The following is a 21,987-nucleotide window of genomic DNA, read 5'->3' as shown; positions in this document are numbered from 1 at the left end:
AAGGCAGGAGGGTTGATCAAAATGACATCTAAAACAAGTAAAGGGAGGTTGTCTTGGTGGCAGCTTTCGCTTCTCGGTATAGGTTGTACACTAGGAACAGGTTTTTTTCTTGGGACAAGTATGGCCATTCATAAGAGTGGTCCTGCTGTTGTGATTCCTTTTTTGTTAGCGGCCATTGCTACGTATATTGTCTATGATGGCCTTGTTAAGATGTCAGTTGATAATCCAGATAAGGGATCATTCCGTACTTATGCAAAGCAAGCTTTTGGCAATTGGGCAGGATTTAGTAATGGCTGGATTTACTTGATTTCTGAGATGCTCATTATGGGTAGCCAATTGACGGCGCTTGGTATTTTCACAAAGCTATGGTTTCCGGCGCTTCCATTATGGGTTGCTGCGTCTATTTATGCTGCACTTGGATTAGCCGTTATTCTAACGGGTATGAAGGGCTTTGAAAAATTTCAAAATATTTTTGGTGCGTTAAAGGCAGCGGCGGTTGTGATGTTTATTATAGTAGCGGCTGTCTTAATAATAAAAGGATTTAATTCGGAATCAACGACACTCGATGCATTGCATGCAAATTATGGAGAATTTTTCTCGCAAGGTGTGAAAGGACTATGGCTTGGGCTGCTATATGCCTTTTATGCATTTGGTGGAATTGAAGTTATGGGTTTAATGGTCATTGATTTAAAAAATCCTAAAGAAGCACCGAAAGCTGGAAAAGTCATGATTATTGCTATAACCGTCATTTTTATAATGGCTATTATGCTTGCCTTGGCGCTTGTATCTTGGAAGGACTTTAATATTGAGGAAAGCCCATTTATTACAGCGCTTAATGGTTTTCACATTCCTTTTTTTGCAGACATTTTTAATGGCGTGTTAATTATTGCAGGTTTTTCAACAATGGTAGCCTCGTTATATGCGGTTATTACGATTCTCATTACTTTGGCAGAGGATCATGATGCGCCAACGGCTTTGGCGAAAAAAGGGAAGATGAAGATTCCATTTCCTGCATTTCTCTTTTTAGCTAGTGGTTTAATCATCACTATTGTTATTGGCTTTCTTATGCCAGAAAAGATTTTTGAATATTTGGTTACAGCAGCAGGCTTAATGCTAATTTATAACTGGCTCTTTATCTTAGTGACATATAGAAAGCTAATGGAGCTGTCGAAGTGGGAGCATGTGAAGAATGGCATCGGGATGTTGCTCATTGTAGTGACGGTGTCTGGGACGTTAGGGGAAAAAACAAGCAGACTCGGTTTTTTCGTAAGCCTGCTTTTTATCATCATCATAGGAATTGCGACTTGCATTGTCATGAAAAGGCAAAAACACGGTAAGCATGTTTAATGCTCTTTGTTCTGAAGAGAATGTTGCATTCGTAAAAAAGGACATTTCGATGCACTACTATTATCATCACTTAAAAAATACTGCTTCCATTCATAACTACCTTCTTGCCCATACCATTTTAAATCAGAATGAGCTGGAATAGCGTCGTATTCGTTAATGCGTTGACGAATAAGCTTCTTTAACTTGCGACCAAAGACAGTAGAGTCGTTCATTTCCTCAAATATCCAGCGTGGCTGAAATGCCATTAATAAAGTAGAAAAATTACGACTCTTGCGCAATTTATGTGCGGGCGTTGCACAAGACACAAAATAAGGCTCACCGTTAAAACAAAATTCCCATTCATGATGCGCTGGATCAGTTGGAATTTCCTTTGGCCAATCGATATCATCGAATTTCGTCAAATTGTTTAAAACAGACCAAAATAAATTTCTATAATCTGCAACATCGAAATTTTTATGCATATCATTAGGGGTTTTGAAGAAAATGGTATGTGTTGTATATTTACCAAACGTTTTAGCGTACTTATCGTATTCTTTTAAGCATCGTGCTAACGTCTTTATCGATTGCTCCTCTCGTGGATCTCCGATAAAACTATAGCGTAGCTCGTTCGATAAAAAGCCTTTTCTAGCTGGAATACAGGGAAACGTATTTGCTTCATCTGCAACCATGGCAGCGAAGTCGGTATATGCTGACTGTTGCCATAATGGAAGTGTTTCAAAATGATCTTCAATCCACTTCTTGTCTAACACTGCTACTTCCACTTATGTCTCCTCCTTCTATACATCTTTATACTATTAAAAAAAGTGTAAATAGGTGACGATGTACAGGCATTTACGTTTTCTGAATTGGAAAAACAAGGGGAATCCCCACTAAATAGTTCGGATTTTATTTATAGAAAAAATGATTAATGATACGATAAGTTCTGACAATTAAAAATTACATATAGCTCGATCATTAAGGTTAGATGAAACGAAGGGATGAGGGCAAATGAATTCAGTTAATATAAAATTAACAAATCGTATGTTAAGAATCTTCAAGAATGCGGAAAAAGAAGCAGCCTCTTCACAACATAAAGTGTTACAGCCTATTCATTTTTTACTTGCTTGTTTAAAAGAAAAAGAGGGGGTCCTTGGCGAAATAGTATTAAAATGTACTATAGATGAAGCCTCTATAAGAAATTTGATGAATGAACTTGATCTAAAATCAGACAAGGAAGTTACGAGCCATACTTTATTTAACGTTCCTATAACAAATGAGGTTTTAACAGTATTGGAACAAACGACTTTTTATATGCAAAACTATAACCAGGTTTATATAAATGAAGGTCACTTACTTAAAGCGTTAATAAAGGCGAATATGCTGGAGGAATTCGTTTCAGAAGAAGACAAAAAAATGATTTTAAAGCTTGGTACGACTTCGCGAGATATGGTTGCACATCTTCACAATTACCAATTCCCAGTTTCGATTTCTAGTAATATTCGTAGAGTCAATCGCGATGATAAAAAGAAGCTAATTCATTTTGTAGAAAGTCATTTTTCGCAAGAGTGGTCAGAAACGATTAACAGTGCATTTTTAAGTACTACGCCTCCCATCTATGTAGCTTTTGATAATAATGGAGATCTTATTGGATTTGCTGGATTTGACGTTTATCAAAATAAAAAATGTTATTTTGGCCCGATGGGTGTAGCTAAAGCTAATCGAGTGAAGGGGATAGGATATTCCCTCCTCCATCATTGTTTAAAAGAAATGCACGAAATTGGTTATGATTATGCAATTATCGGAGGAGCAGGTCCAATCGAATTTTATGAAAAAGCTTGTCAAGCTGTCGTCATTCCTGCTACCTACAGTTAAGGAGAAAGTTATGAATATAGTTCAAGCAAACACTATTTCACCAGCTATTAGAAAACTACTTTCTTTTGCAACTTCGGATAAAAAAGTTCAACAAGAGTATGAAAAATATATCCTTTTATCGAATAGGACATTATATAGTTTTGGAGTTAGGGGTAAAATAGTCGGTTGTATTGGGATAGAACAAATCAGTTTATCTTCATTCAGCAGAAGAATTCCACCTCTGAAGATGGCGAGATGAATAAAGTGTGGTTCTTTTCAGCCAAACATTTATTGAATGAAGATAAAGCCTCCGGCGGATGTCACGGATTTTTAAAGGAATGAATTGTGCGGACACAATTCAAAATCCGGACGCAATTACGCCTTGGCGTAATTGATCAAAGTGTGAAATTAAGCATATTGCTGTATTAGCTGATCAAAGAGGAAAAGGCATTGGCAGTAAAATGATTCATTTTATAGCAAGTAAGTACCCATCAATTGTGGCAGAAACAGATTATGAGGCCGTAGATTTTTATAGACGCTATAGTTTTTTCATAACTAGCCTAGGAGAGAAATACCCGGGTGTGGAACGCTTTCTATGCCAATATAATAAACAGTAAAAAGAACCTGCAATGCTTGTCTTAATGAAAAGCATGCAGGTTTTCATTTATGATTTTGGGTTAAAGACCTTTTCATCAAGAACGTTTAATGCATGATGAATGTCCTCTATATCTTCTTTAGATGCATGTTGGATAAGTTGTTGAAAGCGCTCTTCTATACAGGCGAATGCTTCTCCCATTATTTTTTCTCCATCCTCTGTAAGGCAAACATAGTGCTTTCTTCGATCTTCAGTATCGCTAATTTTTTTAATAAACTTTCTTTCCTGTAATTTTCGTAATTCACGGCTTGTATTAGGTAAGGACATATGCTGGCAATCACTAATTTCAGTAGGTGTAACTGGCTGACTTACTTTAATATATTCTAGAATTTTATATTGAACTGGTGTAATATGATCGATTTTAACGTTTTGAGTTAGTTCGTGCGTTACTTGGTGTACCGCTGTTGTAAAAGCTACGAACTGATTAAATAATTGTTTTTTGTCCAAATGGGTTCACCTCTTACTGACAAGATAACAAAAAACTTATCTCAAAACAATTATCATTTGACAACTAAAGTTAAACGGTTTATTATTTTGTTATCAAATGATAAGTAATGGAGGATTTATGATGAATACATTAATTATTTATACATATCCCAATCATAAAAGTTTGAATTATGCTTTTTTACAGGAGGCTATTAAGGGTTGTCATGACAATCCGCTCGTAAATGAGATTCAAGTATTAGATTTATACGAGGAGCAATTTAACCCAATTTTAGTATTTCATGAACATAAACGCCGTCGTGATATGTTTCGTGATCCGAAGCTAGAGAAATATCGTGAACAAATTAAGTGGGCTGATAAAATCGTTTTTGTTTATCCGATATGGTGGGGAAGACCACCAGCAATGCTTTTAGGGTATATTGATCAATTATTTGCGGCCAATTTTGCCTATAAAGATAAAAAGGGACTACTTCCTGAGGGGCTTCTAAAAGGAAAATCAGTGGTGTGTATTTCGACAATGAAAGGGCCAACAAAATATCCACTATTATGGCTCAATAATGCGCATAAAATATTAATGAAAAGAGCGTTATTTAATTTTGTTGGTATTAAACAAGTGAAGTTTTTTGAATTTGGCAATATGGAAAGTAAGAAGGGGAGACAAAGCAGAAAACTTGAAAAAGTTTATCAATATTTTAGAAAAGTAGCTTACTAGTTCTTCAGCCTAATAGACTCGTGCAGACGAAGAACGAATCTCCTATTCGTTTGCACGAGTCTCATTGATTTCTAATGGCAGTGTTACAAAAAACGTTGTAAATTCAGCTGGTATACTTTCAACAGTAATTGTTCCGTTATGCATATCGATGATTTTCTTTACTATAGATAGTCCTAAGCCACTTCCGCCATTCTCAGTAGTTCTTGATTGGTCTGCCTTATAAAATCTTTCGAATACATGCTTTTGTTGTTCTACTGTTAAACCGATACCGTTATCATGAACGTTGATAGTCATTGTATCCTTTTGTTTTGTCATAGATATCGTAATAGTGCCAGCAACTGGTGTGAATTTAATGCTGTTGCTTAGTAAATTCATCCATACTTGATTCATTAAATCTTCATCAGCCATTACCGAAATGTTTTCTAATTGCATATCCATGTCGATATTTTTTACTAGCCAATTTGGTTCCAGCGCTAGTACGACATTACGCAATTGCTTATCGAGTCGGTAATGCCTTGGCTCGAAGGGATGGTGTTGTGATTCTAACGACGTCAGCTTTAGTAAATTGTCACTAATTTTTGATAGTCGATTACTTTCCATCTCAATGATTGCTAAATAACGCTGTCGTTTATCCTCAGGGAGGTCAATGTTTTTCAATGCTTTAGCAAAGCCATTAATAGATGTTAGAGGCGACTGAATTTCATGAGATACATTCGAGATAAATTCTTGACGCATTCTTTCCATTTCACCTAATTCGACTGCCATATGGTTGATGCCATGTATTAATTGACCAAATTGATCTTCATCTGTTTTCAGATCTAATTTAACAGTAAAATCACCTTTAGCAATCCGGCTTAATGCATCTACAATCGTATTCCAATAGTTCCGTTGTCTTTTTAGCCCTATTAAAAAGGTGATGATGACTGAACAAGCAAAGAGAACAAAAACACCAACTACGGTCCATAATTGTAGCCAGAAACCTTGTGGATGTTTGCCTAACCAATCATAAAGCCAGGACGTTATGTGGTAGGAAATAAAAGCAAATACGATGCTAATGGTAAGAAGAAGCATTAAAATTAAAAAAAGCTTTAAAAAATTTTTTAGTCTTCTCATAAAACAAGTTCCAATCGATAGCCTAGGCCACGAATTGTACGAATAACAAATCCACTTGTTTCTTGAGGGAAACGTTGACGAAGTCTTTTAATGTGAACATCGACTGTCCGTTCATCACCTTCATAGTCATATCCCAAAATTTCTTCGATTAGTTGTTCGCGTGAAAAAGTTTTTCCAGCATAGCTTGCTAACGTAAATAACAGTTCAAATTCCTTTAAACGAAGTGTTAAAGATTTACCGTTATACAAGACTTCATGTGTATTACGATTTAACTTAATATTGCCAGCCTCCACAAGTTGAGATAGGGAAATATGGTATCTTTTAAGTATCGATTTCACACGGACGATCAACTCTGCTGGCTCAAATGGTTTAACAAGATAATCATCTGTTCCAAGATGAAAACCCTTGACTTTTTGCGAGGTTTCTCCCTTTGCGGTTAACATTAAGATTGGTAGATTGTCATTAAATGAACGTATTTCTTCGCATAATTCCCAGCCATCCATATTAGGCATCATGATGGCCATAAGATATTTTTTGGCTTTGTTTTTACCAAGAAACGTAATAATAATCGTATTATCAGTGTTACTTGCTATGATCAACTTCGATATTTTAAAAACAAAGACACCTATGTATACGCCAATAAAACAGCTGCTCAAGTACTCCAAATGATTGCAGAGGACTTTAGATTAAAGACAGGTATTGTCGCTAATACAAAGCATGTGATTGCTTCTAGAGTAGAGGATAATCAAGAGTTGTTTACTATCATGGAAAATGCCTTGTCAGATACAACTCTAAATACAGGTGATTTATATGTACTGTATGACGACTATGGCTCATTAAATCTACGTAATATCAAGATGCTTAAATCAGATTTGCTAATCGATGAAGATTCTGGCGAATCTTTCGAGTACACAACATCCATCGACGAAAACACATATAACAAAATCAAATTAGTTCGCGAAAATAAGGAGACCAAAAAACGCGAAATTTATATAGCTCAAGATAGTTCCAAAATTAATGAATGGGGCGTCCTGCAACTGACAGAAAAACTCGATGAAAATGGGAATGGTAAGGCTAAAGCTGATGGAATGTTGAAGCTTTATAATCAAAAGTCTCGAAAGTTACACATAAATAAAGTGTTTGGTGACCCAACAATACGAGGCGGTAGTCAGGTAGCTGTTCAAATGTACTTAGGTGATTTAACTGTCGCTAATTTTATGATGGTCGAGACAGTGAAACATACTTTTAATGATTCAGACCATCGAATGGATTTGAATTTGATTGGCGGTGATTTCATTGCGTGATATGACTGATTTTTTAAAGCTTGTTAAAAGGGTTGCGATAGCTGCTGTAAACTCACAAAAACTTACTGATATTGTTTATGGCACTGTCGTTAGTACAAGTCCTTTGAAGGTTCAAATTGATCAAAAATTAATTTTGGAAGAAGTACATTTAAAGTTGACTAACGTTGTTAAAGATTATGGATTAATACAAGGCGACAAAGTAACAATGATTCGTGCTCATGGGGGGCAACAATACGTCATCATGGATAAAGAGGTGGTTGAATGATTCCACGAGTCGAAAATGATGGACTGACACTCGATTTCGAGGAAGTTATTGAGCCATCAAAAAACTATAAATTAATACCTAATAAGAATCGCTGTGTTGGCTATGTTGATGAAATAGAAGCCATGAAACAAGCGATTTTTTTAATGCTTTCAGTTGAACGATACGATCACATTATCTACTCATGGAATTTTGGTGCTGAGTTTAAAGATTTATTTGGTAAGCCAGTTTCTTTTGTAGCAAGCGAGGCAAAGCGAAGAATTAGAGATGCATTGATACAAGATGATCGTATAAATGAGGTTGATTCTTTCGTTGTCACCACCCACAAAAATAAAGTACACATTCAATACACAGCTCACACTATTTATGGTGAAATCACAGCGGAGAAAGAGGTGGAATACTAATGACCGAACCACTTAACTTAGATACAACCTACGAGGATTTAATGGCGCAAAAACTAGCTGGTGTTGACAATTCTCTTGATAAACGGGAAGGTACATCAATGATTTATAACGCAACAGCTGCCAATAGTGCGGAAACCATACAAATGTTAACTACTGTTAAGAACTTCATTGACATGGTATTTGCTGATACTTCACCAAGAGAGTATTTAATAAGACGTGCTGCCGAACGTGGCTTAAAGCCTCACGAAGCAACACGAGCCAAACGTAAGGGGATATTTAATATTGATGTACCTATTGGAAGTCGATTCAGTTTAGATGATCTAAATTACGAAGTTGTTGAGCGTATTTCACAAGGACAGTTCATACTACAGTGTGAAACAGCTGGTAATGTCGGAAATTTATTTTCTGGTCAATTGATACCGATTGAATATACCGACGGCTTACAAACCGCTGTATTAAACGATGTTTTAGTACCATGGGATGACGAAGAAGATACAGAGGATTTTCGTACACGTTATTTCAATAGTTTTGAATCAATAGCTTTCGGAGGTAATAGAGCTGATTATAAGGAGAAAATCGGTTCTTTACCAGGTGTCGGCGGAGTACGCGTTTATAGGGCTTGGGATGGTGGTGGTACGGTTAAGTTAGTCATTATCAACTCTCAGTATGAAAAGCCATCTCAAACATTACTCGACGAAGTACAGTTAACTGTTGATCCATTGGACCATCAAGGAGAAGGGTTCGGCACAGCTCCAATTGATCATATAGTAACAGTTTTTGGTGTGAACGAACCAACAATTGATGTAGCTCTAAATATCACTTATCAATCTGGATGGACATGGGATGATATTAAAGAGCAAGTACAAAAGGTTATAGACGACTACTTTAAAGAGCTTGCCGAAGAATGGGCCAAGGCAAACAGTTATGATGAAGATCATGCTGGGGTTGTAGTACGTGTATCACAAATAGAATATCGACTGTTAGGTGTTACAGGTGTGCTAGACATTGCTGATACAAAGTTGAATGGTGTGCAATCGAATATAGCACTTGGTCCTGAATCAATACCCAAGCGAGGTGTTGTGAGTGGCTAGAGATATTGATATTATTGGCTATTTACCACCAATCTTACACGAGATTAAAGAGATAATAGCAATCACAAATGTTGAAAATCCTGTACTTGAGAGTCTGTGGCAACAAATCGAAGATACATTAAATAATCAATTTGTAGTAACTGCAAATGAGCAAGGCGCAGAGAGATATGAAAAAATGTTGAAGCTAAAAGTACCAGCGACAGACACCATCGAAACACGAAGATTTAGGATTCTAACTCGATATCAAGAACAGGCTCCTTACTCTTTTAGAGTGCTTAAACAATTACTAGATAGCCTCTTAGGAGTAGGACAATATGAGTTGAAACGTGATGTAGCAGCAAAAACGCTAAGTGTAAAAATCGAATTGACTGTTAAGGGCATGTTTGATGCAGTTGTAGTCATGCTAGAACGCATAACACCTCAGAACATGGTTTTAACTGTCCAATTACGATACAACCAACATAGTACTTTAGTGCGTTTTACACATGCTCAGTTAGCAGCATTTACACATGAACAATTAAGAGAGGTCGTGATGCCATAATGCCAAAAAGCACACCTAACTACAACTTAGAAAAACCGAATCAAGATGATTTCTACAATGTTGATGTACAAAACAAAAACATGGACAAAATTGATACTACTCTAAAAGTCTTGGACAACAAAATAGCAGATGGCGTTACTCATGAAGATTTAAACGCTATCGATGTCAAGCTTGACGACATCAACTCAAAATCAGACCAAATTAAACAAAATACAGAAACAATTAAAACTACTACCAATTCAACAAAAATAGTGGTAGACAACACCAAAACAACTGTTGATAGTACAAAAACTAAAGTTGATGCAATTGATACACGAACAAGTACAATGAATACTAATATTAATACTTTACTTAATGGTCGTGTAGTAAAATCTGTACAAAGAGGGACGACCTTGATGCTTCAAGGAGGAAATAGTGTAACTATTAACTTTAGTTCCGTAGACATCGGTAAATGTTCTGTAGATTTCAAAGGTACTGAAGTTATTTATGTATCTAGTTTTACTTCGACATCAATGAAATTATCCGTTTCTAATGAAGGTACTATGTACGCTCCTACTTATTTATCATGGGAAGTTACAGAGTACTATTAATAAAAAGGAAGTGAGAGAATGCATACTTACGCGCAGTTAAATGAAAACAATGTCGTTATAGGTGTCAGCCAATTAAGTTCCAAAGATGATAGAAATGATATGGTGCTAATTAATGATTTAGAAGTTAAGTTAGGAAGTATTTATAACAGCGGAACAGGCGAATTTACAGCGCCTATCATCCCGGAACCAAATCCAATAGAACCACAGCCATCACTAGAAGAAATGCAAGCACAAACGCTATTGAATACAGAAGTATTAATTGCAATGAAAAATATCGGAGTGTAGGGAGGAACAAACATGAAAATTGTTTATCGTGCTGCAGAGTTATTAATCATTAGTCCAGGATGTAACTACGATGTGATGGCAACAAATTTAAGTTTACTTATGTTAAATAAGCAGGTTAGCCAAGACGAGTATACAAAGTTATGTACCTTGATGGATGAACAGCAAAAAGAAACAGACGAAACGCAGGCATAAGCCTAGCGTTATTTTTATGGAAAAATAGTTTATAAAGTAGAAACTTTCCCAATTCTCCATTCGTATTAAGAGATATAAGATGGAGGGATTAAAATGGGTAAAAATAAAATTATTAAATTATTTACAATAGGATTATGTGTTATAGCTCTATATGTTGCATATGTATTGCCGCAGGCAGAGTGGAAAAATACTTTGATTACATTAGCACAAATAAATATTGCGATTGCAGTTGGAGTAGCTGCCCTATCGGTAGGGGATATTAAAAAAGTAAAAACTATAAATCTGTTAAAGCAATTAACTGTGCATATATCAGTCCTAAGCTTATTGACATTTTTAGTAGCTAATGCGCAATTTCCTGCAATTGTAAATGGTATCTATTTTGTTTCGAATGTTTTAGTAATTTGTATACTGTTAACAGTAGTATTATGGCCTGATGAAAAATAATTAATCTCAAACGCTTGGGAAAATGAAGGATGCGTCTTTATGACGTGTCCTTTTTATATTGGTGAAAGTAGGTGTTCTATGAGTATAGAAATGTCCTTATTGTTTGGCGCTATCGGTACAGTGTTAGGAGTGCTGGGTGCAATAATTACAATGAAAAAAGATAGTAAAAATCAAGGTGCATCGGAAGCCAGTATTACATCTAAAGTCGATTACATAGCGCGAGGTGTCGATGATATTAAACTTGATTTTAAAGACCAGGCACGAAAGATTGAATCGCAAAACGAGCGATTAATACGTGTTGAGGAATCAGCAAAACAAGCGCATAAACGAATTGATAAAGTGGAGGGAAACAGTCATGAAGATTAATTGGAAAGTACGTATTCGTCATAAACAGTTTTGGGTGTCATTAATTGCATTACTTATTGTGCTTGCTAATCAAATAGCAGGCATTTTTAATGTTGATATTACGATTTACAACGATCAAGTAACAGCCATTTCGGAGACGATTCTAAGTATTTTAGGCTTGCTTGGTATTATCATCGACCCAACAACAAAAGGCGTTTCAGATAGCCAACTAGCAATGGATTATAACAAACCAAAGGACGGTGGACAATAATGGTTGTAACTCGTAAAAAATTAGTTACGGATCTACAAGCAAACAAGGTTACTTATGGAAAAGGAAACACTAAAAAATTTATCGTTGTTCATGAAACGGATAATACTAGATCCGGAGCTGACGCAGACGCACACGCACGTTTACAATACAACGGTAATAGCCGTTCAGCTTCCTGGCACTATACTGTGGACGATAAAGAAGCTGTACAATCTTTTGAACATGCTTGGAGATGTTGGGCCGCAGGAAGCACGACAGGTAATAACCAAGGTATACAAGTAGAGGTTTGCGTAAACAGTGACGGTAACTATCCAAAGGCAATGCAAAATGCTGCAGAGTTAGTTGCTAAAATCATGAAGGATGAAAACATTCCAATTAGTAATGTAGTTCAGCACAACCATTTTAGCGGTAAAAATTGCCCTCGAAATATGCGTGAAGGTAAAATTAGTTGGTCACAATTTATTTCTATGGTTAAAAATGCGAGTAGCAATGTGCAACAACCTGCACCTATTGCAGACAATAATAAATACCGCGTACTTACTGGAACATACGCTACAAAACAAGCTGCAGAAAATACACAAGATGTACTTAAACACCGTTTTGGTTGGGTGGCTTACATCGATCCGGTCGGGTCAAAATGGCGTGTTAAAACAGGTACATTTACTGGAATGGCCGCAGCACAAGCAGGAGCAAATAAAATTAAAACAGCTAAATTAGCACAAGTAACAAATATAGTAGCTGAATAATATTAAAGACCAAGATAGCTAAATGCCATCTTGGTCAATGTTCATTTATAAGTATGGCAATAATGAAAATAAAACAATGAACACTAGCAGAATACATGCGAATATAAAAATTTTAGTGATAAATGGATCTGAAATAAATGGATCTGAATCATTTTTATTTTGTACTTGTTTTTTGGTATATTCCTCGTACTCTTCCTCCTTAATCGTATTACAATATGCACATATTTCAATCTCAGCCCCATCTCTTTGTACTTTCTTAAATGGATTTATGGCTAAACAATTAGGGCAATTACTCAATTATATTCTCCTCACTAATCTTATCTTCTAATTACCATTTTAGGAAATTAAGCATGAATTGTATATATAAAATTAGGCAATAGTAACTGAAATCACGTTACTTATAATTTATTCCTGTGATTTTCACTTGCTAAAAACAGAACATTAGTTCTATAATATATACAAACAAACGTTCTTAGTGAGGGGCGATATTATGTTAAACGATCGTGGGAATATGAAGTGGACGGCGATGATGTTGCCTGAGCATTTGATGAAAATCAAGGAATGGAAACAGGAGCAGTATTATGATAAAAAGCGTGAACTGACTGAATGGGAAATGGAAGAGATTGAACAAATAGTGCAGCTAGCATATAAACTGCATGAAGAAGTCAAGATAACTTTTTGGAGCGACAATAAATTACATGATGTTGGAGGAAAGATTACTGCAATTAATGCATTTCATAAGGAATTACTCTTGGATATAGATATCTCAATCAAACGTATTACATTTGATCAGATACAAAAAGCATCAATGGTAAATATAGATGATTAATTCAGAGCAACGACAGCTTGTGCACAAATTTTTATTGTTAGACTTAGCTGTCAAATCGCTATTGGTTGATTATCTAAAGACAGAACAATTTAAGTTAAAGAATGTATTTCTCCCATTGATGGATGTGCTGTTAAAAGATTTACGCAATGAATGTTTTGATTTGAAAAGACAACTTGCTCAACAAAAAATACGAATTGTTGGATGGACTAAGATAGATGAAAACTTTAGTGATGTGCAGATTGCTACAGCAGGAAACGATGTGGAACTAAGGTACGCTAAACAAGCTTTAAAAACACAAGTGGAAAATTTGATATTTAACTACTTAAAGGAGAAAAATGATAATGCCAATTCTAAGAACTAGTTCTGTTCAAATATTATTTGGAAATGGAGATGTAGGTGTTCGCTTAGTTGGAAATAAGAAGCAAAAAACGGGGGCAATTCAATTTACCAGAATTGATCCTGTACCCATTGGAACAAAAATAAAAACAGATGAAATGTTAAATTTAACTGATGCACCTGTTACGCTTGGTTTTAATAAAGTAGAGAGTTTGGATGTAGTAATTAATCAATTATTAAAATTACGATATATAATGTCTGGAGAAGGCGAGTACGAATGGACAACTAGTGGAAGTATTATAGATAAAGATTAAACTTAAAAAAGTCACTCATTTTTAGAATGAATGACTTTTTATTTCGTTGCACAAATCAAGTCAACTATTTTCTGGACTCTGTTTTTTTGGAAGAATTCTCTTTTTCCTGAATAATGTTAGCTACTTTTTTTCTAAATTCAATTACACCATCATCCCATTGTTTTTGAGCAAGTTCTTTATAGTTAAAACCTAGACTTTCAAATAGATCAACCTGTGGGTTATAAATAACATATTGGAGTTCACCTATTATTTTTACTTCGCTTTTATTAACTATGGACATGTTCGTTAACTTAGAAAGATTAGGCATTAAGAAATAAAAATCCTTAAGAAGATTAGATTCCGGTATATTTTGAAGAAGTTCTTCTTGTGGTGTACCTTTTAATCCTTTAATTATTCCCAAAACTAATTTTTGGTCCAAAAAATTTCTTAAGTAATATTTATCCTCACTTTTTAAATGAATCAAATAAATACTGGTTGCTTTAGGCTCTTTTTTTGGGTTGATTCCTTCACAATATAACAAGTCATCTTCTTTTAATCGTCCTGGTGAATAATCGATATCAGTATTTTCAAAGAAAAAGAATTCGTTTTCTTCATAGTCAATCTGGTTATTATATAAATCAGCATTAAATAGAGAATTATATCCTAACCCAGCAATGTTAGGAATGAAATATGGATACTCTTCTTGGGGGGTATTTTTCTCGACATCTTCTTGTTTTTCAAAATATGAATTGTCTAATTCAACAGATCTAAGAAAATCAGAAGCATTATCATAATTACCATCCAACGTATCTAAATAAATGTTATATAAATCACATACACGTTTTAAAATTTCTAAAGAAGGATTTGTTTTATTCTTTTCGTAATTATTGTACATTTGTGGTGAGACTTCCATTTTTTCGGACGTATACTTTTGCGTCCAACCCTTACTCTCTCTTAGGACTTTCATTTTATCCCCAAAAGTTTTCATCTTCTTCACTTCCCAAAATTATAAGATTGTAAATCAATAATATCAAATCATAATTGATAACACAAATGGAATAATAATATTTTATAATTGAAATCAAATTATATTTTATTTATAATCAAATTAAATTTGATAAATGATTAAATTGACACCTATACAAGATGTAGAAAATTTCTCTAGGGCTGGTGGACTTTAAGTTGAGGATTTTAAATGATGAAAAAAATCTCTTGACATGATTATTTGGAGGTTTTCCAATTTTTAAAGCATATTTGATCATTACATTGAACAAATATAAACATTTTTAAACAAATATAAACAAATTAAATATATTATCTCATCAAAAATGGAAATTATTCATTTTGATATTATGTATGAGTAGACTACTTAGAAAATCAAAAAGATTAAGATAGTATGAATAGATTGGAAAAATACACTTGAAACCAGGCATATATCGCAGTAAGATGTATATAAGTAAAAAACATTGAAACTGCATATCTAAAAAGGGAACACCCCATTTGAGCCTGGTTATCAAGAGATAACCCTTCATTTGGGGTGTTTTGTTTTATTAATTTAAGAAAAATTTGAATTTATGCTAGTAATCAGTTTGTTATTTATGTTAATGTGTGTAATTGTAAATAGATTCAATTAAGTTTTGATTACAATTAATTAAATAACAAAGGCTTGAGGAAAACCCTCATAGCTAATGTTCTCAGTTGGAAGCACCAACGAGAGCGTCTGATTATTATTCACTAATAATCAACGTTTTCGTGGTGCTTTTTTGATTGTAGCTCTATAAAACACATTTATTTCTTCTATATGTGATTTTGTCACTAAAAATTCCCTCTGTATAATTAAGGGAGAATATCTTTTTTAAATAAAAATAAATTAAATTATATGTATCATTTAATAGTTTAATGGATATAAAAATAACGAAAGGGGGTGATAAATATAATACAGACGTTTGTTATATAGAGGAACACGATATTGAAATGTTGTTAAAACTGAAGTGAAAGATTATTAACGCCTAAAAAACAGGAGGAACACGATATGAATCAATTAAATGTAGTTTCGTTTAATGGTCAGCTAGTAACGGATAGTCGAGATGTAGCAGAAATGGTTGGGAAACGCCATACGGATTTATTAAGAAGCATCGATAATTATAGTGAAATTTTACTCAACGCAAAAATGCGTTCAGCGGATTTTTTTATTGAAAACACCTATAAAGATTCTTCTGGAAAAGAAAATAAGTGTTACCTACTCACACGCAAAGGCTGTGACATGGTAGCAAACAAAATGACTGGTGAAAAGGGTATTTTATTCACAGCAACATATGTTATTCGGTTTGAAGAAATGGAACAAATACTAAGCCAAGCTTCATCATCAAGTAATGTGGTGGATTTTGAAAAGCAGCTAATCGGTGTGAAGTATGCTATTGAAATCCTACGTACGGACGAATCTTCTAAAGTGCGGATGCTAACAGCTGTACACGAACAACATGGTGTGCCAACGAATCATTTGCCTGTTTATGTAGAAAATGAGGAGTTGAAGAAACCAATTTCAGATTTACTTAAGGAACATAATGTAGGTATAAGTGCAATTAAAGCTAACAATATCTTAATAGCCGCAGGCATTCTGGAAATTAAACATCGTCCATCATCAAAAGGTGGAACAAAAGCATTTAAGTCGATTACAGAAAAGGGACAGTATTACGGATCAAACGCAATTAGTCCTCGAAATCCAAAAGAAACACAGCCCTTGTATTATCCATCAAAGTTTAGTGAGCTTATTCCTTTATTATTAGGTCAAGTGAAAGAGGTTTCATAAATGTTTCAAGAAAATAAAAAAATCACAATCTAAGCGCCAACTTAGATCGTGATACAATTCGAGTGACATCCACCCAAAACAATATAAGCTTAATTATACCCTAAAAAGGGTACATTTAAAAGTGGATGTCCTCATTTTTGAGGGGGCAAATAATGGAAACAACAACAAAAGAATTACTGGATGTATTAATAAAATTTTCGGAAATTTTTAATATACCACCGCCTAATTCAAACGATATCGGAAGTTGGTGGTACCAAGTTGTAAACGATATAGAAATAGAGTTTCTTTATCTATTGCATGACAATAATGTACTGGGACGTCATGATAATGAAGAATTGAAATTTATGAACAATCTTCTATCCAGTCGAATCACTGAATTAGAGATATTGGTTAACTAAAAAATTACATAAATACAAGAAAATCACTCGTTTGAATAATGAGTGATTTTTTAGTTTAAATGATGCCAAAACGATGCCCAAACTAATAGAAAAGAACGTAGATTGATAGAAATTAAGAAAGTTACATCATGTTTTCAGTTGGTGTAATACACCAAAAATAAAGCAGTAAATGCTGATAGATTAACATACTATATGATATCCATTATAATCATATCCACCTTTTCAGATTCCAATTTGGACAGTGCATCGACACCGTCCGTAGCTTCAATTACCTCTAAGCCTTCATTTAGTAAAAATACTTTAACTAATTCCCGAATATGCGCATCATCATCTACTACTAATAGTTTTGTCATGCTAACAAATCCCTTCGTTATTCCTCTTTAATACGTAATTGTTGCTTGGCAAACTCCCGATACATATCATGAGTCCTAAATAGCGTATCGTGTGTGCCACTGCCCGTAATATGTCCTTTCTCCACAAAAAGTATTTGATCTGCATCTACTACTGTCGAAAGGCGGTGTGCAATGACAAGCGTTGTTCTACCTTGCATTAAATTATCCAAAGCTTTTTGAACATAGATTTCCGATTTACTATCTAGACTAGATGTTGCTTCATCTAGCATTAATATTTGAGGGTCACGCAAAAGTGCTCTTGCGATAGAGATTCGTTGTCGTTGACCACCAGAAAGCTTAATGCCTCGTTCTCCTACCTCTGTATCAAATTGCTCTGGTAATTCATTGATAAATTGATCGGCATAGGCCATTTTAGCAACTCTATTAAGTTCTTCATCCTGTACTTCTCTGTCAATGCCATAGCAAATATTTTCACGAATTGTACCAGACAGCAGTGCACTCTCCTGAGCAACGTAGCCGATTTGGCTTCTCCAAGAATGTAGGGAGTACTTGTTGATAGGGGTTTCTCCAAGTGTAATACGTCCGTTAGTAGGCTGATAATATCTTTCTAACAGAGAAAATGTTGTTGTTTTTCCTCCGCCACTAGGTCCTACGATGGCCGTCACTTGACCTGGTTCAATGGTAAAATTAATATTCGATAAAATTAGGTCTTCTCCATAAGCAAAGTCAACATTTTTTACATAAATCGGTTGATCCACTTTTTCTAATGTGTTTCCTTCGAAAATATTTTCTTCCTCATGCTCAAGTAATGCACTAATTCGCTCAGTAGCACCCATTGCTTTTTGTAGCTGTGTAAAGAACATTGTTAATTGGGTCATCGGCATGATGATTTGGATTAAATATAAAATAAATGCCACCATGTCGCCTGCTGTAAGCTCTCCTGAAGAAACTCGTATACCGCCATAACCAATAATGGCCACAAGGACTGACATTAATACAAACGAAATGAGAGGCGAAATAAGCGCATGGATTTTAGACTCTTTTAAGCCAAACGTAAAAAGGTTTGTAATGCCTTTCTTGCCACGCTCATATTCAATATTCTCGGCATTTGAAGCTTTTACTAATCGCGTTTCAGGTAAAACTTGATTGAGCACAGCCGTAAATTTTGCTGTCTCATCTTGCATCCCTTTTGAAATGACAAACATTCGTCTTCCTAATAGCATTAAAATAACCATAGCAAGCGGAACAGCAATCAGCATGACTAAGGTCATTTTCCAGTCTAAGATTAATAGAATGATGATTGATCCAATAATAGATAGTACGCCTGATAAACAGTTCGCAAGATGTTCCGTAATGAGATCCTTAACAACAGCTGTGTCATTCGTAACACGGCTTAATGTTTCACCTGTATCGTTCTCATCATAATAAGGAATTGGTAAATGAAGTAGCTTTCTCCAAAGCTGATCTCGTAATTTCGCAACAACATGATGTCCGACACGATTTAAATAATAAATGGAAAGTCCACCCGCAATGGCCTGCGCGATAAAAGCAATCCCTAACAAAAGTATTTGCCAATAATTAAGGGATGCTAATGAAAAGCCATCGACTAATTTTTTTGTAAATAGCGGAACGATAAAGCCTACGCCCGTAGTTGCTAAACTCATTATTAATGCAATAATTAAAAGCCATATTGGTGGTTCAGCCTGTTTGACTAAGCGAATAAAGCGCCGCCAATCCTTCAGTTTTGTCGTATCTTTTGATACCTCCTGCACAGTAAATCCTCCTTTGATTTCATCAACAATAAAATATGAATCTTTTATATGACTAACTATAACATGTCAATATGAACTGAATATGAAATGAGGAGGTAATGAGGATAGGTAAGAGTATGATCAATTGAATAATTTTAATTAAAGGAGTAAATATGAAAAGAGGCTGGACATAAGTGAATTTTTAGGATGGAAAAAATAAATCAGAAAAGCGCGAGGAATCAATGTTTTAAAATTGATGTCTCGCGCTTTTTAAGATGTCGACTAGCTAATTCCTAGTCTTTTTTAATAATTATACTCGTCGATAGAACCAAGCACAAACCCTAGTATTCCAAATAAAACCATTAATACTACATATAAACCTATTGCAATCAACGCCCATACTAAAGCAGATTTAGCTGCTTTAGGCTTATCACCTTTCCATACAAAATACATAATAATCCCTAAAAGCGGTGTACAACAAAAGGAAAGGATATTAATAGCTATATTTGGTTTATCCTCTTCGGATGTATTATGTACACGAACACCACATTTTGGACAAATTTCTGCTTGTGCTGCAATTTCTTCACTACAGTGTGGACAAAACATTAAAGTATACCTCCTAAAATTAAAAGAATTCCCATTTTCCTACTGCTTTTCCTTCATATATTTTTTTCCCGATTAAATAAGCATCAATTAAAATGGGTATACCAACCATAATGAATCCAATAGGAAAAGGAATGAAAATAATAAATATTATAGATATAAATAAGCAAAGAAATCCCTTACCCATTTGATTATTAATGATTTGGCCTACACCAGGTATTAGAAATGTAAGTAATGTAGGAACTAGTGGATGAGTACCCTTTGAAGAATTTTTTAAAATAATACCGCATGAAGTACACATTTCTTGTAAAGCATTTAATTCATTCCCACAATTATGGCAGTAATTATGCACTTTGAATTTTCTAACACCACAATTTGAGCAAATTTCTGCGTGTTCTGATAGATTGGATGCACAATATGTACAAAACATTTTCAGTCTCCTTAGTTAAAAATTAATGAACCAATATATTCTCCTTTTTTATAGAGATACATAGTTAGTTTCCAAAATAAGAGAGCGGCGTGTAAAATCATAAAAACAATGCCTATTCCCCCGAGTATTCCCGTTACTAATCGCCGATTATTAGTACTAAGCCATTTATTAAATAATTGTCCCGTTCCGTCTATAATCATAGGAATTGTTAAAATAAGAGCATAAAAAAAGGGTAAAATTTTAAAAAATGCCAATATAATGCCAATTATATATCCTATACAAATTCCTGTGCAACGTGCGCAAATTGGAAATTGAACACCTCTATAAAAAAAAGATCGACTTGGTAATCTATGGCAAAGGAATAAAAGTTGAAAATATCGATTCACGAAATCACCTATTTAATCAAGTTTTTCAATAAAAGGAAACAACGAATATAATATACTATAAAAAGGAATATGGGTAGTACCTTTAATGATAAAAATTACTTTTCATATAATTTAGGGATTAAGTAATAGGTATTTGTTCCTGTGTGGGATTTTTCTAGCATTTTTTTAAGAGGAATGTTTAAAATAAGTTCCTTTTTTTGGAGGGATATCATATAATATTATAAACCGACAGTCGGTCTATTGGATGTTTGATTTATTCAAAAAATAATAGTCACCATGTTGACGTTAATAATGCTATTGTGTATTATTTAGTAAACATGGTGACTAAATAGCGAGGTGCTACATATGGATTTACAGCTTTTATTGAAGGAATTACATTTTATGCAGCAAAGTTATGCGACATTGTTTTCAGTTGTCAATAAAGTTCAAATCAAAGGAGATGAGTATTTAGAGGTATTAACTTCGAGACAGCATATGGCTCTTATTGCCATTGCGCATTTACCAGTAGAAAATACAACACTCGTAAATATCGCCAAAAAACTTGGTACAACTAAGCAGACTGCGAATAAGTTAATAACGAGTCTTGTGAAAAAAGGATATGTCCAAACGGTACCAAGTAAATTAGATAAAAGGTCGATCAATGTCGAGATTACCTCAGAGGGAAAAACAGCTTTAATTGCTTGTTCGGAGAAGTCTACTTACTTTTTAGCAGATATCTTTAAAGACTTTACAACAGAGGAAATTGAAACATTATGGAAGCTATTACAAAAACTCTATCGCTTTGACGGTGAAGAACTAGATGGATATGAAGAAACGGTAAATATGGAGATCGAGGAGCCAAAACAGATTTCGGACTTCCAAGAGAGAGTTTTTACTGAGTTATTAAAAAAACGATATGGAGATGAAGAACGCCGTGACTAAAGGAGCTATAACTTTTTTTTATCCTCAAAAAGCAAAAGATACTAAGCAGAAGTTAAAGGAAAAAGTTTATTTTATGAAACGTAAAATAAAGAAATTTACGTATGAGGTTAAGGAAAAATTTTATCGGAATTCAAAAATTAATCGTTCTGGAAATTATGTATCCATTATCGTGGGGTTCTTATTGCTAATAATGTCTTGGAGTGTGCAAATAGAGTGGCTCATTTGGTTAAGTACTATAAGTATTTTTAGTAATATCTTTCTTCTTACAATACAAAAATATTCTACCCTTTCAAAAGGGGCATGAA

34 protein-coding genes and 1 pseudogene are annotated in these 21,987 nt (G+C 34.4%); 24 read left to right on the top strand and 11 right to left on the bottom strand.

Going from position 1 to position 21,987, the window contains the following annotated elements:
- Positions 1 to 21: 21 nt before the first annotated feature.
- Positions 22 to 1,347, top strand: a complete 1,326-nt coding sequence (locus ACIPKN_RS20130; protein ID WP_142508316.1) for an amino acid permease — start codon at positions 22 to 24, stop codon at positions 1,345 to 1,347.
- Here the strand turns inward: ACIPKN_RS20130 and ACIPKN_RS20125 are convergent.
- Positions 1,344 to 2,108: a YqcI/YcgG family protein gene (locus ACIPKN_RS20125; protein ID WP_142508315.1), complete on the bottom strand. Its 765-nt coding sequence runs from the start codon at positions 2,106 to 2,108 to the stop codon at positions 1,344 to 1,346. The genes ACIPKN_RS20130 and ACIPKN_RS20125 overlap by 4 nt on opposite strands.
- A 226-nt stretch (positions 2,109 to 2,334) precedes the next feature.
- Between ACIPKN_RS20125 and ACIPKN_RS20120 the strand changes: the two genes are divergently transcribed.
- From ACIPKN_RS20120 to ACIPKN_RS20110, 3 genes are all read left to right on the top strand, one after another.
- The gene (locus ACIPKN_RS20120) at positions 2,335 to 3,198 is read left to right on the top strand and encodes a GNAT family N-acetyltransferase (RefSeq protein ID WP_400939406.1); all 864 of its coding nucleotides are present in this window, start codon (positions 2,335 to 2,337) and stop codon (positions 3,196 to 3,198) included.
- Positions 3,199 to 3,208: 10 nt separating this feature from the next.
- On the top strand, positions 3,209 to 3,436 hold the full coding sequence (locus ACIPKN_RS20115) for a hypothetical protein (protein ID WP_400939404.1): 228 nt from the start codon (positions 3,209 to 3,211) through the stop codon (positions 3,434 to 3,436).
- 148 nt (positions 3,437 to 3,584) lie between these two features.
- On the top strand, positions 3,585 to 3,794 hold the full coding sequence (locus tag ACIPKN_RS20110) for a GNAT family N-acetyltransferase (protein ID WP_400939485.1): 210 nt from the start codon (positions 3,585 to 3,587) through the stop codon (positions 3,792 to 3,794).
- A gap of 47 nt (positions 3,795 to 3,841) precedes the next feature.
- Here ACIPKN_RS20110 and ACIPKN_RS20105 read toward each other — a convergent pair whose 3' ends face one another.
- Positions 3,842 to 4,279 (bottom strand): MarR family winged helix-turn-helix transcriptional regulator, encoded by a 438-nt coding sequence (locus tag ACIPKN_RS20105; RefSeq protein WP_142508307.1) that lies wholly within the window; start codon positions 4,277 to 4,279, stop codon positions 3,842 to 3,844.
- Between the two features lie 121 nt (positions 4,280 to 4,400).
- Between ACIPKN_RS20105 and ACIPKN_RS20100 the strand changes: the two genes are divergently transcribed.
- Positions 4,401 to 4,988, top strand: coding sequence for an NAD(P)H-dependent oxidoreductase (locus tag ACIPKN_RS20100; protein WP_142508474.1), 588 nt, complete (start codon positions 4,401 to 4,403; stop codon positions 4,986 to 4,988).
- Between the two features lie 42 nt (positions 4,989 to 5,030).
- Here the strand turns inward: ACIPKN_RS20100 and ACIPKN_RS20095 are convergent, their stop codons facing one another.
- Together ACIPKN_RS20095 and ACIPKN_RS20090 are read right to left on the bottom strand one after the other, a co-directional pair.
- Positions 5,031 to 6,101: a HAMP domain-containing sensor histidine kinase gene (locus ACIPKN_RS20095; protein WP_400939401.1), complete on the bottom strand. Its 1,071-nt coding sequence runs from the start codon at positions 6,099 to 6,101 to the stop codon at positions 5,031 to 5,033.
- Entirely contained in the window at positions 6,098 to 6,757 is a 660-nt protein-coding gene (locus ACIPKN_RS20090) for a response regulator transcription factor (protein ID WP_483869535.1), read from the bottom strand. Before ACIPKN_RS20090 ends, ACIPKN_RS20095 begins: the two co-directional genes overlap by 4 nt.
- On the opposite strand from ACIPKN_RS20090, the gene ACIPKN_RS20085 reads away from it, so the two are divergent.
- The 12 genes from ACIPKN_RS20085 (at position 6,674) to ACIPKN_RS20030 (ending at position 12,573) form a co-directional block, all read left to right on the top strand.
- Complete coding sequence (locus ACIPKN_RS20085; protein ID WP_483869536.1) at positions 6,674 to 7,405, top strand: XkdQ/YqbQ family protein; 732 nt, start codon at positions 6,674 to 6,676, stop codon at positions 7,403 to 7,405. The genes ACIPKN_RS20090 and ACIPKN_RS20085 overlap by 84 nt on opposite strands.
- Position 7,406: 1 nt before the next feature.
- Positions 7,407 to 7,670 (top strand): DUF2577 domain-containing protein, encoded by a 264-nt coding sequence (locus ACIPKN_RS20080; RefSeq protein ID WP_400939479.1) that lies wholly within the window; start codon positions 7,407 to 7,409, stop codon positions 7,668 to 7,670.
- Positions 7,667 to 8,071 carry a DUF2634 domain-containing protein gene (locus ACIPKN_RS20075; RefSeq protein ID WP_400939395.1) on the top strand — a complete coding sequence of 135 codons (405 nt, stop codon included), beginning with the start codon at positions 7,667 to 7,669 and terminating at the stop codon, positions 8,069 to 8,071. The genes ACIPKN_RS20080 and ACIPKN_RS20075 overlap by 4 nt, the downstream gene beginning before the upstream one ends.
- Positions 8,071 to 9,162 (top strand): baseplate J/gp47 family protein, encoded by a 1,092-nt coding sequence (locus tag ACIPKN_RS20070; protein WP_400939392.1) that lies wholly within the window; start codon positions 8,071 to 8,073, stop codon positions 9,160 to 9,162. The genes ACIPKN_RS20075 and ACIPKN_RS20070 overlap by 1 nt, the downstream gene beginning before the upstream one ends.
- A complete protein-coding gene (locus ACIPKN_RS20065) occupies positions 9,155 to 9,703 on the top strand; it encodes a putative phage tail protein (RefSeq protein WP_400939389.1) in 549 nt (182 codons plus the stop codon). Before ACIPKN_RS20070 ends, ACIPKN_RS20065 begins: the two co-directional genes overlap by 8 nt.
- Positions 9,703 to 10,293 carry a hypothetical protein gene (locus ACIPKN_RS20060; RefSeq protein WP_400939386.1) on the top strand — a complete coding sequence of 197 codons (591 nt, stop codon included), beginning with the start codon at positions 9,703 to 9,705 and terminating at the stop codon, positions 10,291 to 10,293. The genes ACIPKN_RS20065 and ACIPKN_RS20060 overlap by 1 nt, the downstream gene beginning before the upstream one ends.
- Before the next feature lie 18 nt (positions 10,294 to 10,311).
- Positions 10,312 to 10,578 (top strand): hypothetical protein, encoded by a 267-nt coding sequence (locus ACIPKN_RS20055; RefSeq protein ID WP_400939383.1) that lies wholly within the window; start codon positions 10,312 to 10,314, stop codon positions 10,576 to 10,578.
- A 12-nt stretch (positions 10,579 to 10,590) separates the two neighbouring features.
- On the top strand, positions 10,591 to 10,770 hold the full coding sequence (locus ACIPKN_RS20050) for a hypothetical protein (protein ID WP_400939381.1): 180 nt from the start codon (positions 10,591 to 10,593) through the stop codon (positions 10,768 to 10,770).
- Positions 10,771 to 10,863: 93 nt separating this feature from the next.
- Positions 10,864 to 11,214: a hypothetical protein gene (locus tag ACIPKN_RS20045; protein ID WP_400939378.1), complete on the top strand. Its 351-nt coding sequence runs from the start codon at positions 10,864 to 10,866 to the stop codon at positions 11,212 to 11,214.
- 78 nt (positions 11,215 to 11,292) lie between these two features.
- Positions 11,293 to 11,580, top strand: coding sequence for a hypothetical protein (locus ACIPKN_RS20040; protein ID WP_387091448.1), 288 nt, complete (start codon positions 11,293 to 11,295; stop codon positions 11,578 to 11,580).
- On the top strand, positions 11,570 to 11,830 hold the full coding sequence (locus ACIPKN_RS20035; RefSeq protein ID WP_400939376.1) for a phage holin: 261 nt from the start codon (positions 11,570 to 11,572) through the stop codon (positions 11,828 to 11,830). Before ACIPKN_RS20040 ends, ACIPKN_RS20035 begins: the two co-directional genes overlap by 11 nt.
- A complete protein-coding gene (locus ACIPKN_RS20030; protein ID WP_400939374.1) occupies positions 11,830 to 12,573 on the top strand; it encodes an N-acetylmuramoyl-L-alanine amidase in 744 nt (247 codons plus the stop codon). The genes ACIPKN_RS20035 and ACIPKN_RS20030 overlap by 1 nt, the downstream gene beginning before the upstream one ends.
- A gap of 45 nt (positions 12,574 to 12,618) precedes the next feature.
- On the opposite strand, the gene ACIPKN_RS20025 is transcribed toward ACIPKN_RS20030, so the two are convergent.
- On the bottom strand, positions 12,619 to 12,870 hold the full coding sequence (locus ACIPKN_RS20025) for a hypothetical protein (RefSeq protein WP_400939371.1): 252 nt from the start codon (positions 12,868 to 12,870) through the stop codon (positions 12,619 to 12,621).
- A gap of 193 nt (positions 12,871 to 13,063) precedes the next feature.
- On the opposite strand from ACIPKN_RS20025, the gene ACIPKN_RS20020 reads away from it, so the two are divergent.
- The 3 genes from ACIPKN_RS20020 to ACIPKN_RS20010 are packed head-to-tail and all read left to right on the top strand — an operon-like array spanning position 13,064 to position 14,052.
- Positions 13,064 to 13,402 (top strand): YolD-like family protein, encoded by a 339-nt coding sequence (locus ACIPKN_RS20020; RefSeq protein ID WP_400939369.1) that lies wholly within the window; start codon positions 13,064 to 13,066, stop codon positions 13,400 to 13,402.
- Positions 13,395 to 13,763, top strand: a complete 369-nt coding sequence (locus ACIPKN_RS20015) for a YhjD family protein (RefSeq protein WP_400939367.1) — start codon at positions 13,395 to 13,397, stop codon at positions 13,761 to 13,763. The genes ACIPKN_RS20020 and ACIPKN_RS20015 overlap by 8 nt, the downstream gene beginning before the upstream one ends.
- Positions 13,744 to 14,052: a hypothetical protein gene (locus tag ACIPKN_RS20010; protein WP_400939365.1), complete on the top strand. Its 309-nt coding sequence runs from the start codon at positions 13,744 to 13,746 to the stop codon at positions 14,050 to 14,052. Before ACIPKN_RS20015 ends, ACIPKN_RS20010 begins: the two co-directional genes overlap by 20 nt.
- A 64-nt stretch (positions 14,053 to 14,116) precedes the next feature.
- On the opposite strand, the gene ACIPKN_RS20005 is transcribed toward ACIPKN_RS20010, so the two are convergent.
- Positions 14,117 to 15,019 carry a helix-turn-helix domain-containing protein gene (locus ACIPKN_RS20005; RefSeq protein ID WP_400939362.1) on the bottom strand — a complete coding sequence of 301 codons (903 nt, stop codon included), beginning with the start codon at positions 15,017 to 15,019 and terminating at the stop codon, positions 14,117 to 14,119.
- Between the two features lie 1,044 nt (positions 15,020 to 16,063).
- Here ACIPKN_RS20005 and ACIPKN_RS20000 point away from each other — a divergent pair.
- Together ACIPKN_RS20000 and ACIPKN_RS19995 are read left to right on the top strand one after the other, a co-directional pair.
- Positions 16,064 to 16,840 carry a Rha family transcriptional regulator gene (locus ACIPKN_RS20000; RefSeq protein ID WP_400939360.1) on the top strand — a complete coding sequence of 259 codons (777 nt, stop codon included), beginning with the start codon at positions 16,064 to 16,066 and terminating at the stop codon, positions 16,838 to 16,840.
- Between the two features lie 152 nt (positions 16,841 to 16,992).
- A complete protein-coding gene (locus ACIPKN_RS19995; RefSeq protein WP_400939358.1) occupies positions 16,993 to 17,238 on the top strand; it encodes a hypothetical protein in 246 nt (81 codons plus the stop codon).
- 191 nt (positions 17,239 to 17,429) lie between these two features.
- Here ACIPKN_RS19995 and ACIPKN_RS19990 read toward each other — a convergent pair.
- The 5 genes and pseudogenes from ACIPKN_RS19990 to ACIPKN_RS19970 form a co-directional block, all read right to left on the bottom strand.
- Positions 17,430 to 17,591, bottom strand: a pseudogene (locus ACIPKN_RS19990) (response regulator); the annotation flags it as partial.
- A 17-nt stretch (positions 17,592 to 17,608) separates the two neighbouring features.
- Positions 17,609 to 19,363, bottom strand: coding sequence for an ABC transporter ATP-binding protein (locus ACIPKN_RS19985; protein WP_400939356.1), 1,755 nt, complete (start codon positions 19,361 to 19,363; stop codon positions 17,609 to 17,611).
- Positions 19,364 to 19,645: 282 nt separating this feature from the next.
- Complete coding sequence (locus tag ACIPKN_RS19980; protein ID WP_400939354.1) at positions 19,646 to 19,948, bottom strand: zinc ribbon domain-containing protein; 303 nt, start codon at positions 19,946 to 19,948, stop codon at positions 19,646 to 19,648.
- 19 nt (positions 19,949 to 19,967) lie between these two features.
- On the bottom strand, positions 19,968 to 20,375 hold the full coding sequence (locus ACIPKN_RS19975; RefSeq protein WP_400939352.1) for a zinc ribbon domain-containing protein: 408 nt from the start codon (positions 20,373 to 20,375) through the stop codon (positions 19,968 to 19,970).
- Positions 20,376 to 20,386: 11 nt separating this feature from the next.
- Positions 20,387 to 20,761 (bottom strand): DUF2085 domain-containing protein, encoded by a 375-nt coding sequence (locus ACIPKN_RS19970; RefSeq protein WP_142508301.1) that lies wholly within the window; start codon positions 20,759 to 20,761, stop codon positions 20,387 to 20,389.
- Between the two features lie 345 nt (positions 20,762 to 21,106).
- On the opposite strand from ACIPKN_RS19970, the gene ACIPKN_RS19965 reads away from it, so the two are divergent.
- Complete coding sequence (locus ACIPKN_RS19965; RefSeq protein WP_400939350.1) at positions 21,107 to 21,682, top strand: MarR family winged helix-turn-helix transcriptional regulator; 576 nt, start codon at positions 21,107 to 21,109, stop codon at positions 21,680 to 21,682.
- The gene (locus tag ACIPKN_RS19960; RefSeq protein ID WP_400939347.1) at positions 21,675 to 21,986 is read left to right on the top strand and encodes a YtxH domain-containing protein; all 312 of its coding nucleotides are present in this window, start codon (positions 21,675 to 21,677) and stop codon (positions 21,984 to 21,986) included. The genes ACIPKN_RS19965 and ACIPKN_RS19960 overlap by 8 nt, the downstream gene beginning before the upstream one ends.
- Position 21,987 lies beyond the last annotated feature (1 nt).

This window comes from Lysinibacillus sp. NPDC086135 (assembly GCF_044746345.1).
In the GTDB taxonomy this organism is placed as follows: Bacteria; Bacillota; Bacilli; order Bacillales_A; family Planococcaceae; genus Lysinibacillus.
Note: the sequence above shows the minus strand (reverse complement) of the source record. Positions and strands in the feature narration are given on the sequence as shown.

What these genes read in the sequence shown, in the direction of transcription:
- ACIPKN_RS20005 (WP_400939362.1), bottom strand. Translation starts at nt 15,019, where the DNA reads ATGAAAACTTTTGGGGATAAAATGAAAGTCCTAAGAGAGAGTAAGGGT.
- ACIPKN_RS20060 (WP_400939386.1), top strand. Translation starts at nt 9,703, where the DNA reads ATGCCAAAAAGCACACCTAACTACAACTTAGAAAAACCGAATCAAGAT.
- ACIPKN_RS20030 (WP_400939374.1), top strand. Translation starts at nt 11,830, where the DNA reads ATGGTTGTAACTCGTAAAAAATTAGTTACGGATCTACAAGCAAACAAG.
- ACIPKN_RS20020 (WP_400939369.1), top strand. Translation starts at nt 13,064, where the DNA reads ATGTTAAACGATCGTGGGAATATGAAGTGGACGGCGATGATGTTGCCT.
- ACIPKN_RS20035 (WP_400939376.1), top strand. Translation starts at nt 11,570, where the DNA reads ATGAAGATTAATTGGAAAGTACGTATTCGTCATAAACAGTTTTGGGTG.
- ACIPKN_RS20130 (WP_142508316.1), top strand. Translation starts at nt 22, where the DNA reads ATGACATCTAAAACAAGTAAAGGGAGGTTGTCTTGGTGGCAGCTTTCG.
- ACIPKN_RS20120 (WP_400939406.1), top strand. Translation starts at nt 2,335, where the DNA reads ATGAATTCAGTTAATATAAAATTAACAAATCGTATGTTAAGAATCTTC.
- ACIPKN_RS20015 (WP_400939367.1), top strand. Translation starts at nt 13,395, where the DNA reads ATGATTAATTCAGAGCAACGACAGCTTGTGCACAAATTTTTATTGTTA.
- ACIPKN_RS20000 (WP_400939360.1), top strand. Translation starts at nt 16,064, where the DNA reads ATGAATCAATTAAATGTAGTTTCGTTTAATGGTCAGCTAGTAACGGAT.
- ACIPKN_RS20115 (WP_400939404.1), top strand. Translation starts at nt 3,209, where the DNA reads ATGAATATAGTTCAAGCAAACACTATTTCACCAGCTATTAGAAAACTA.
- ACIPKN_RS19975 (WP_400939352.1), bottom strand. Translation starts at nt 20,375, where the DNA reads ATGTTTTGTACATATTGTGCATCCAATCTATCAGAACACGCAGAAATT.
- ACIPKN_RS20095 (WP_400939401.1), bottom strand. Translation starts at nt 6,101, where the DNA reads ATGAGAAGACTAAAAAATTTTTTAAAGCTTTTTTTAATTTTAATGCTT.
- ACIPKN_RS20045 (WP_400939378.1), top strand. Translation starts at nt 10,864, where the DNA reads ATGGGTAAAAATAAAATTATTAAATTATTTACAATAGGATTATGTGTT.
- ACIPKN_RS20070 (WP_400939392.1), top strand. Translation starts at nt 8,071, where the DNA reads ATGACCGAACCACTTAACTTAGATACAACCTACGAGGATTTAATGGCG.
- ACIPKN_RS19965 (WP_400939350.1), top strand. Translation starts at nt 21,107, where the DNA reads ATGGATTTACAGCTTTTATTGAAGGAATTACATTTTATGCAGCAAAGT.
- ACIPKN_RS20055 (WP_400939383.1), top strand. Translation starts at nt 10,312, where the DNA reads ATGCATACTTACGCGCAGTTAAATGAAAACAATGTCGTTATAGGTGTC.
- ACIPKN_RS20100 (WP_142508474.1), top strand. Translation starts at nt 4,401, where the DNA reads ATGAATACATTAATTATTTATACATATCCCAATCATAAAAGTTTGAAT.
- ACIPKN_RS19995 (WP_400939358.1), top strand. Translation starts at nt 16,993, where the DNA reads ATGGAAACAACAACAAAAGAATTACTGGATGTATTAATAAAATTTTCG.
- ACIPKN_RS20080 (WP_400939479.1), top strand. Translation starts at nt 7,407, where the DNA reads ATGACTGATTTTTTAAAGCTTGTTAAAAGGGTTGCGATAGCTGCTGTA.
- ACIPKN_RS19980 (WP_400939354.1), bottom strand. Translation starts at nt 19,948, where the DNA reads ATGTTTTGTCCACACTGTAGTGAAGAAATTGCAGCACAAGCAGAAATT.
- ACIPKN_RS20050 (WP_400939381.1), top strand. Translation starts at nt 10,591, where the DNA reads ATGAAAATTGTTTATCGTGCTGCAGAGTTATTAATCATTAGTCCAGGA.
- ACIPKN_RS20075 (WP_400939395.1), top strand. Translation starts at nt 7,667, where the DNA reads ATGATTCCACGAGTCGAAAATGATGGACTGACACTCGATTTCGAGGAA.
- ACIPKN_RS20040 (WP_387091448.1), top strand. Translation starts at nt 11,293, where the DNA reads ATGAGTATAGAAATGTCCTTATTGTTTGGCGCTATCGGTACAGTGTTA.
- ACIPKN_RS20010 (WP_400939365.1), top strand. Translation starts at nt 13,744, where the DNA reads ATGCCAATTCTAAGAACTAGTTCTGTTCAAATATTATTTGGAAATGGA.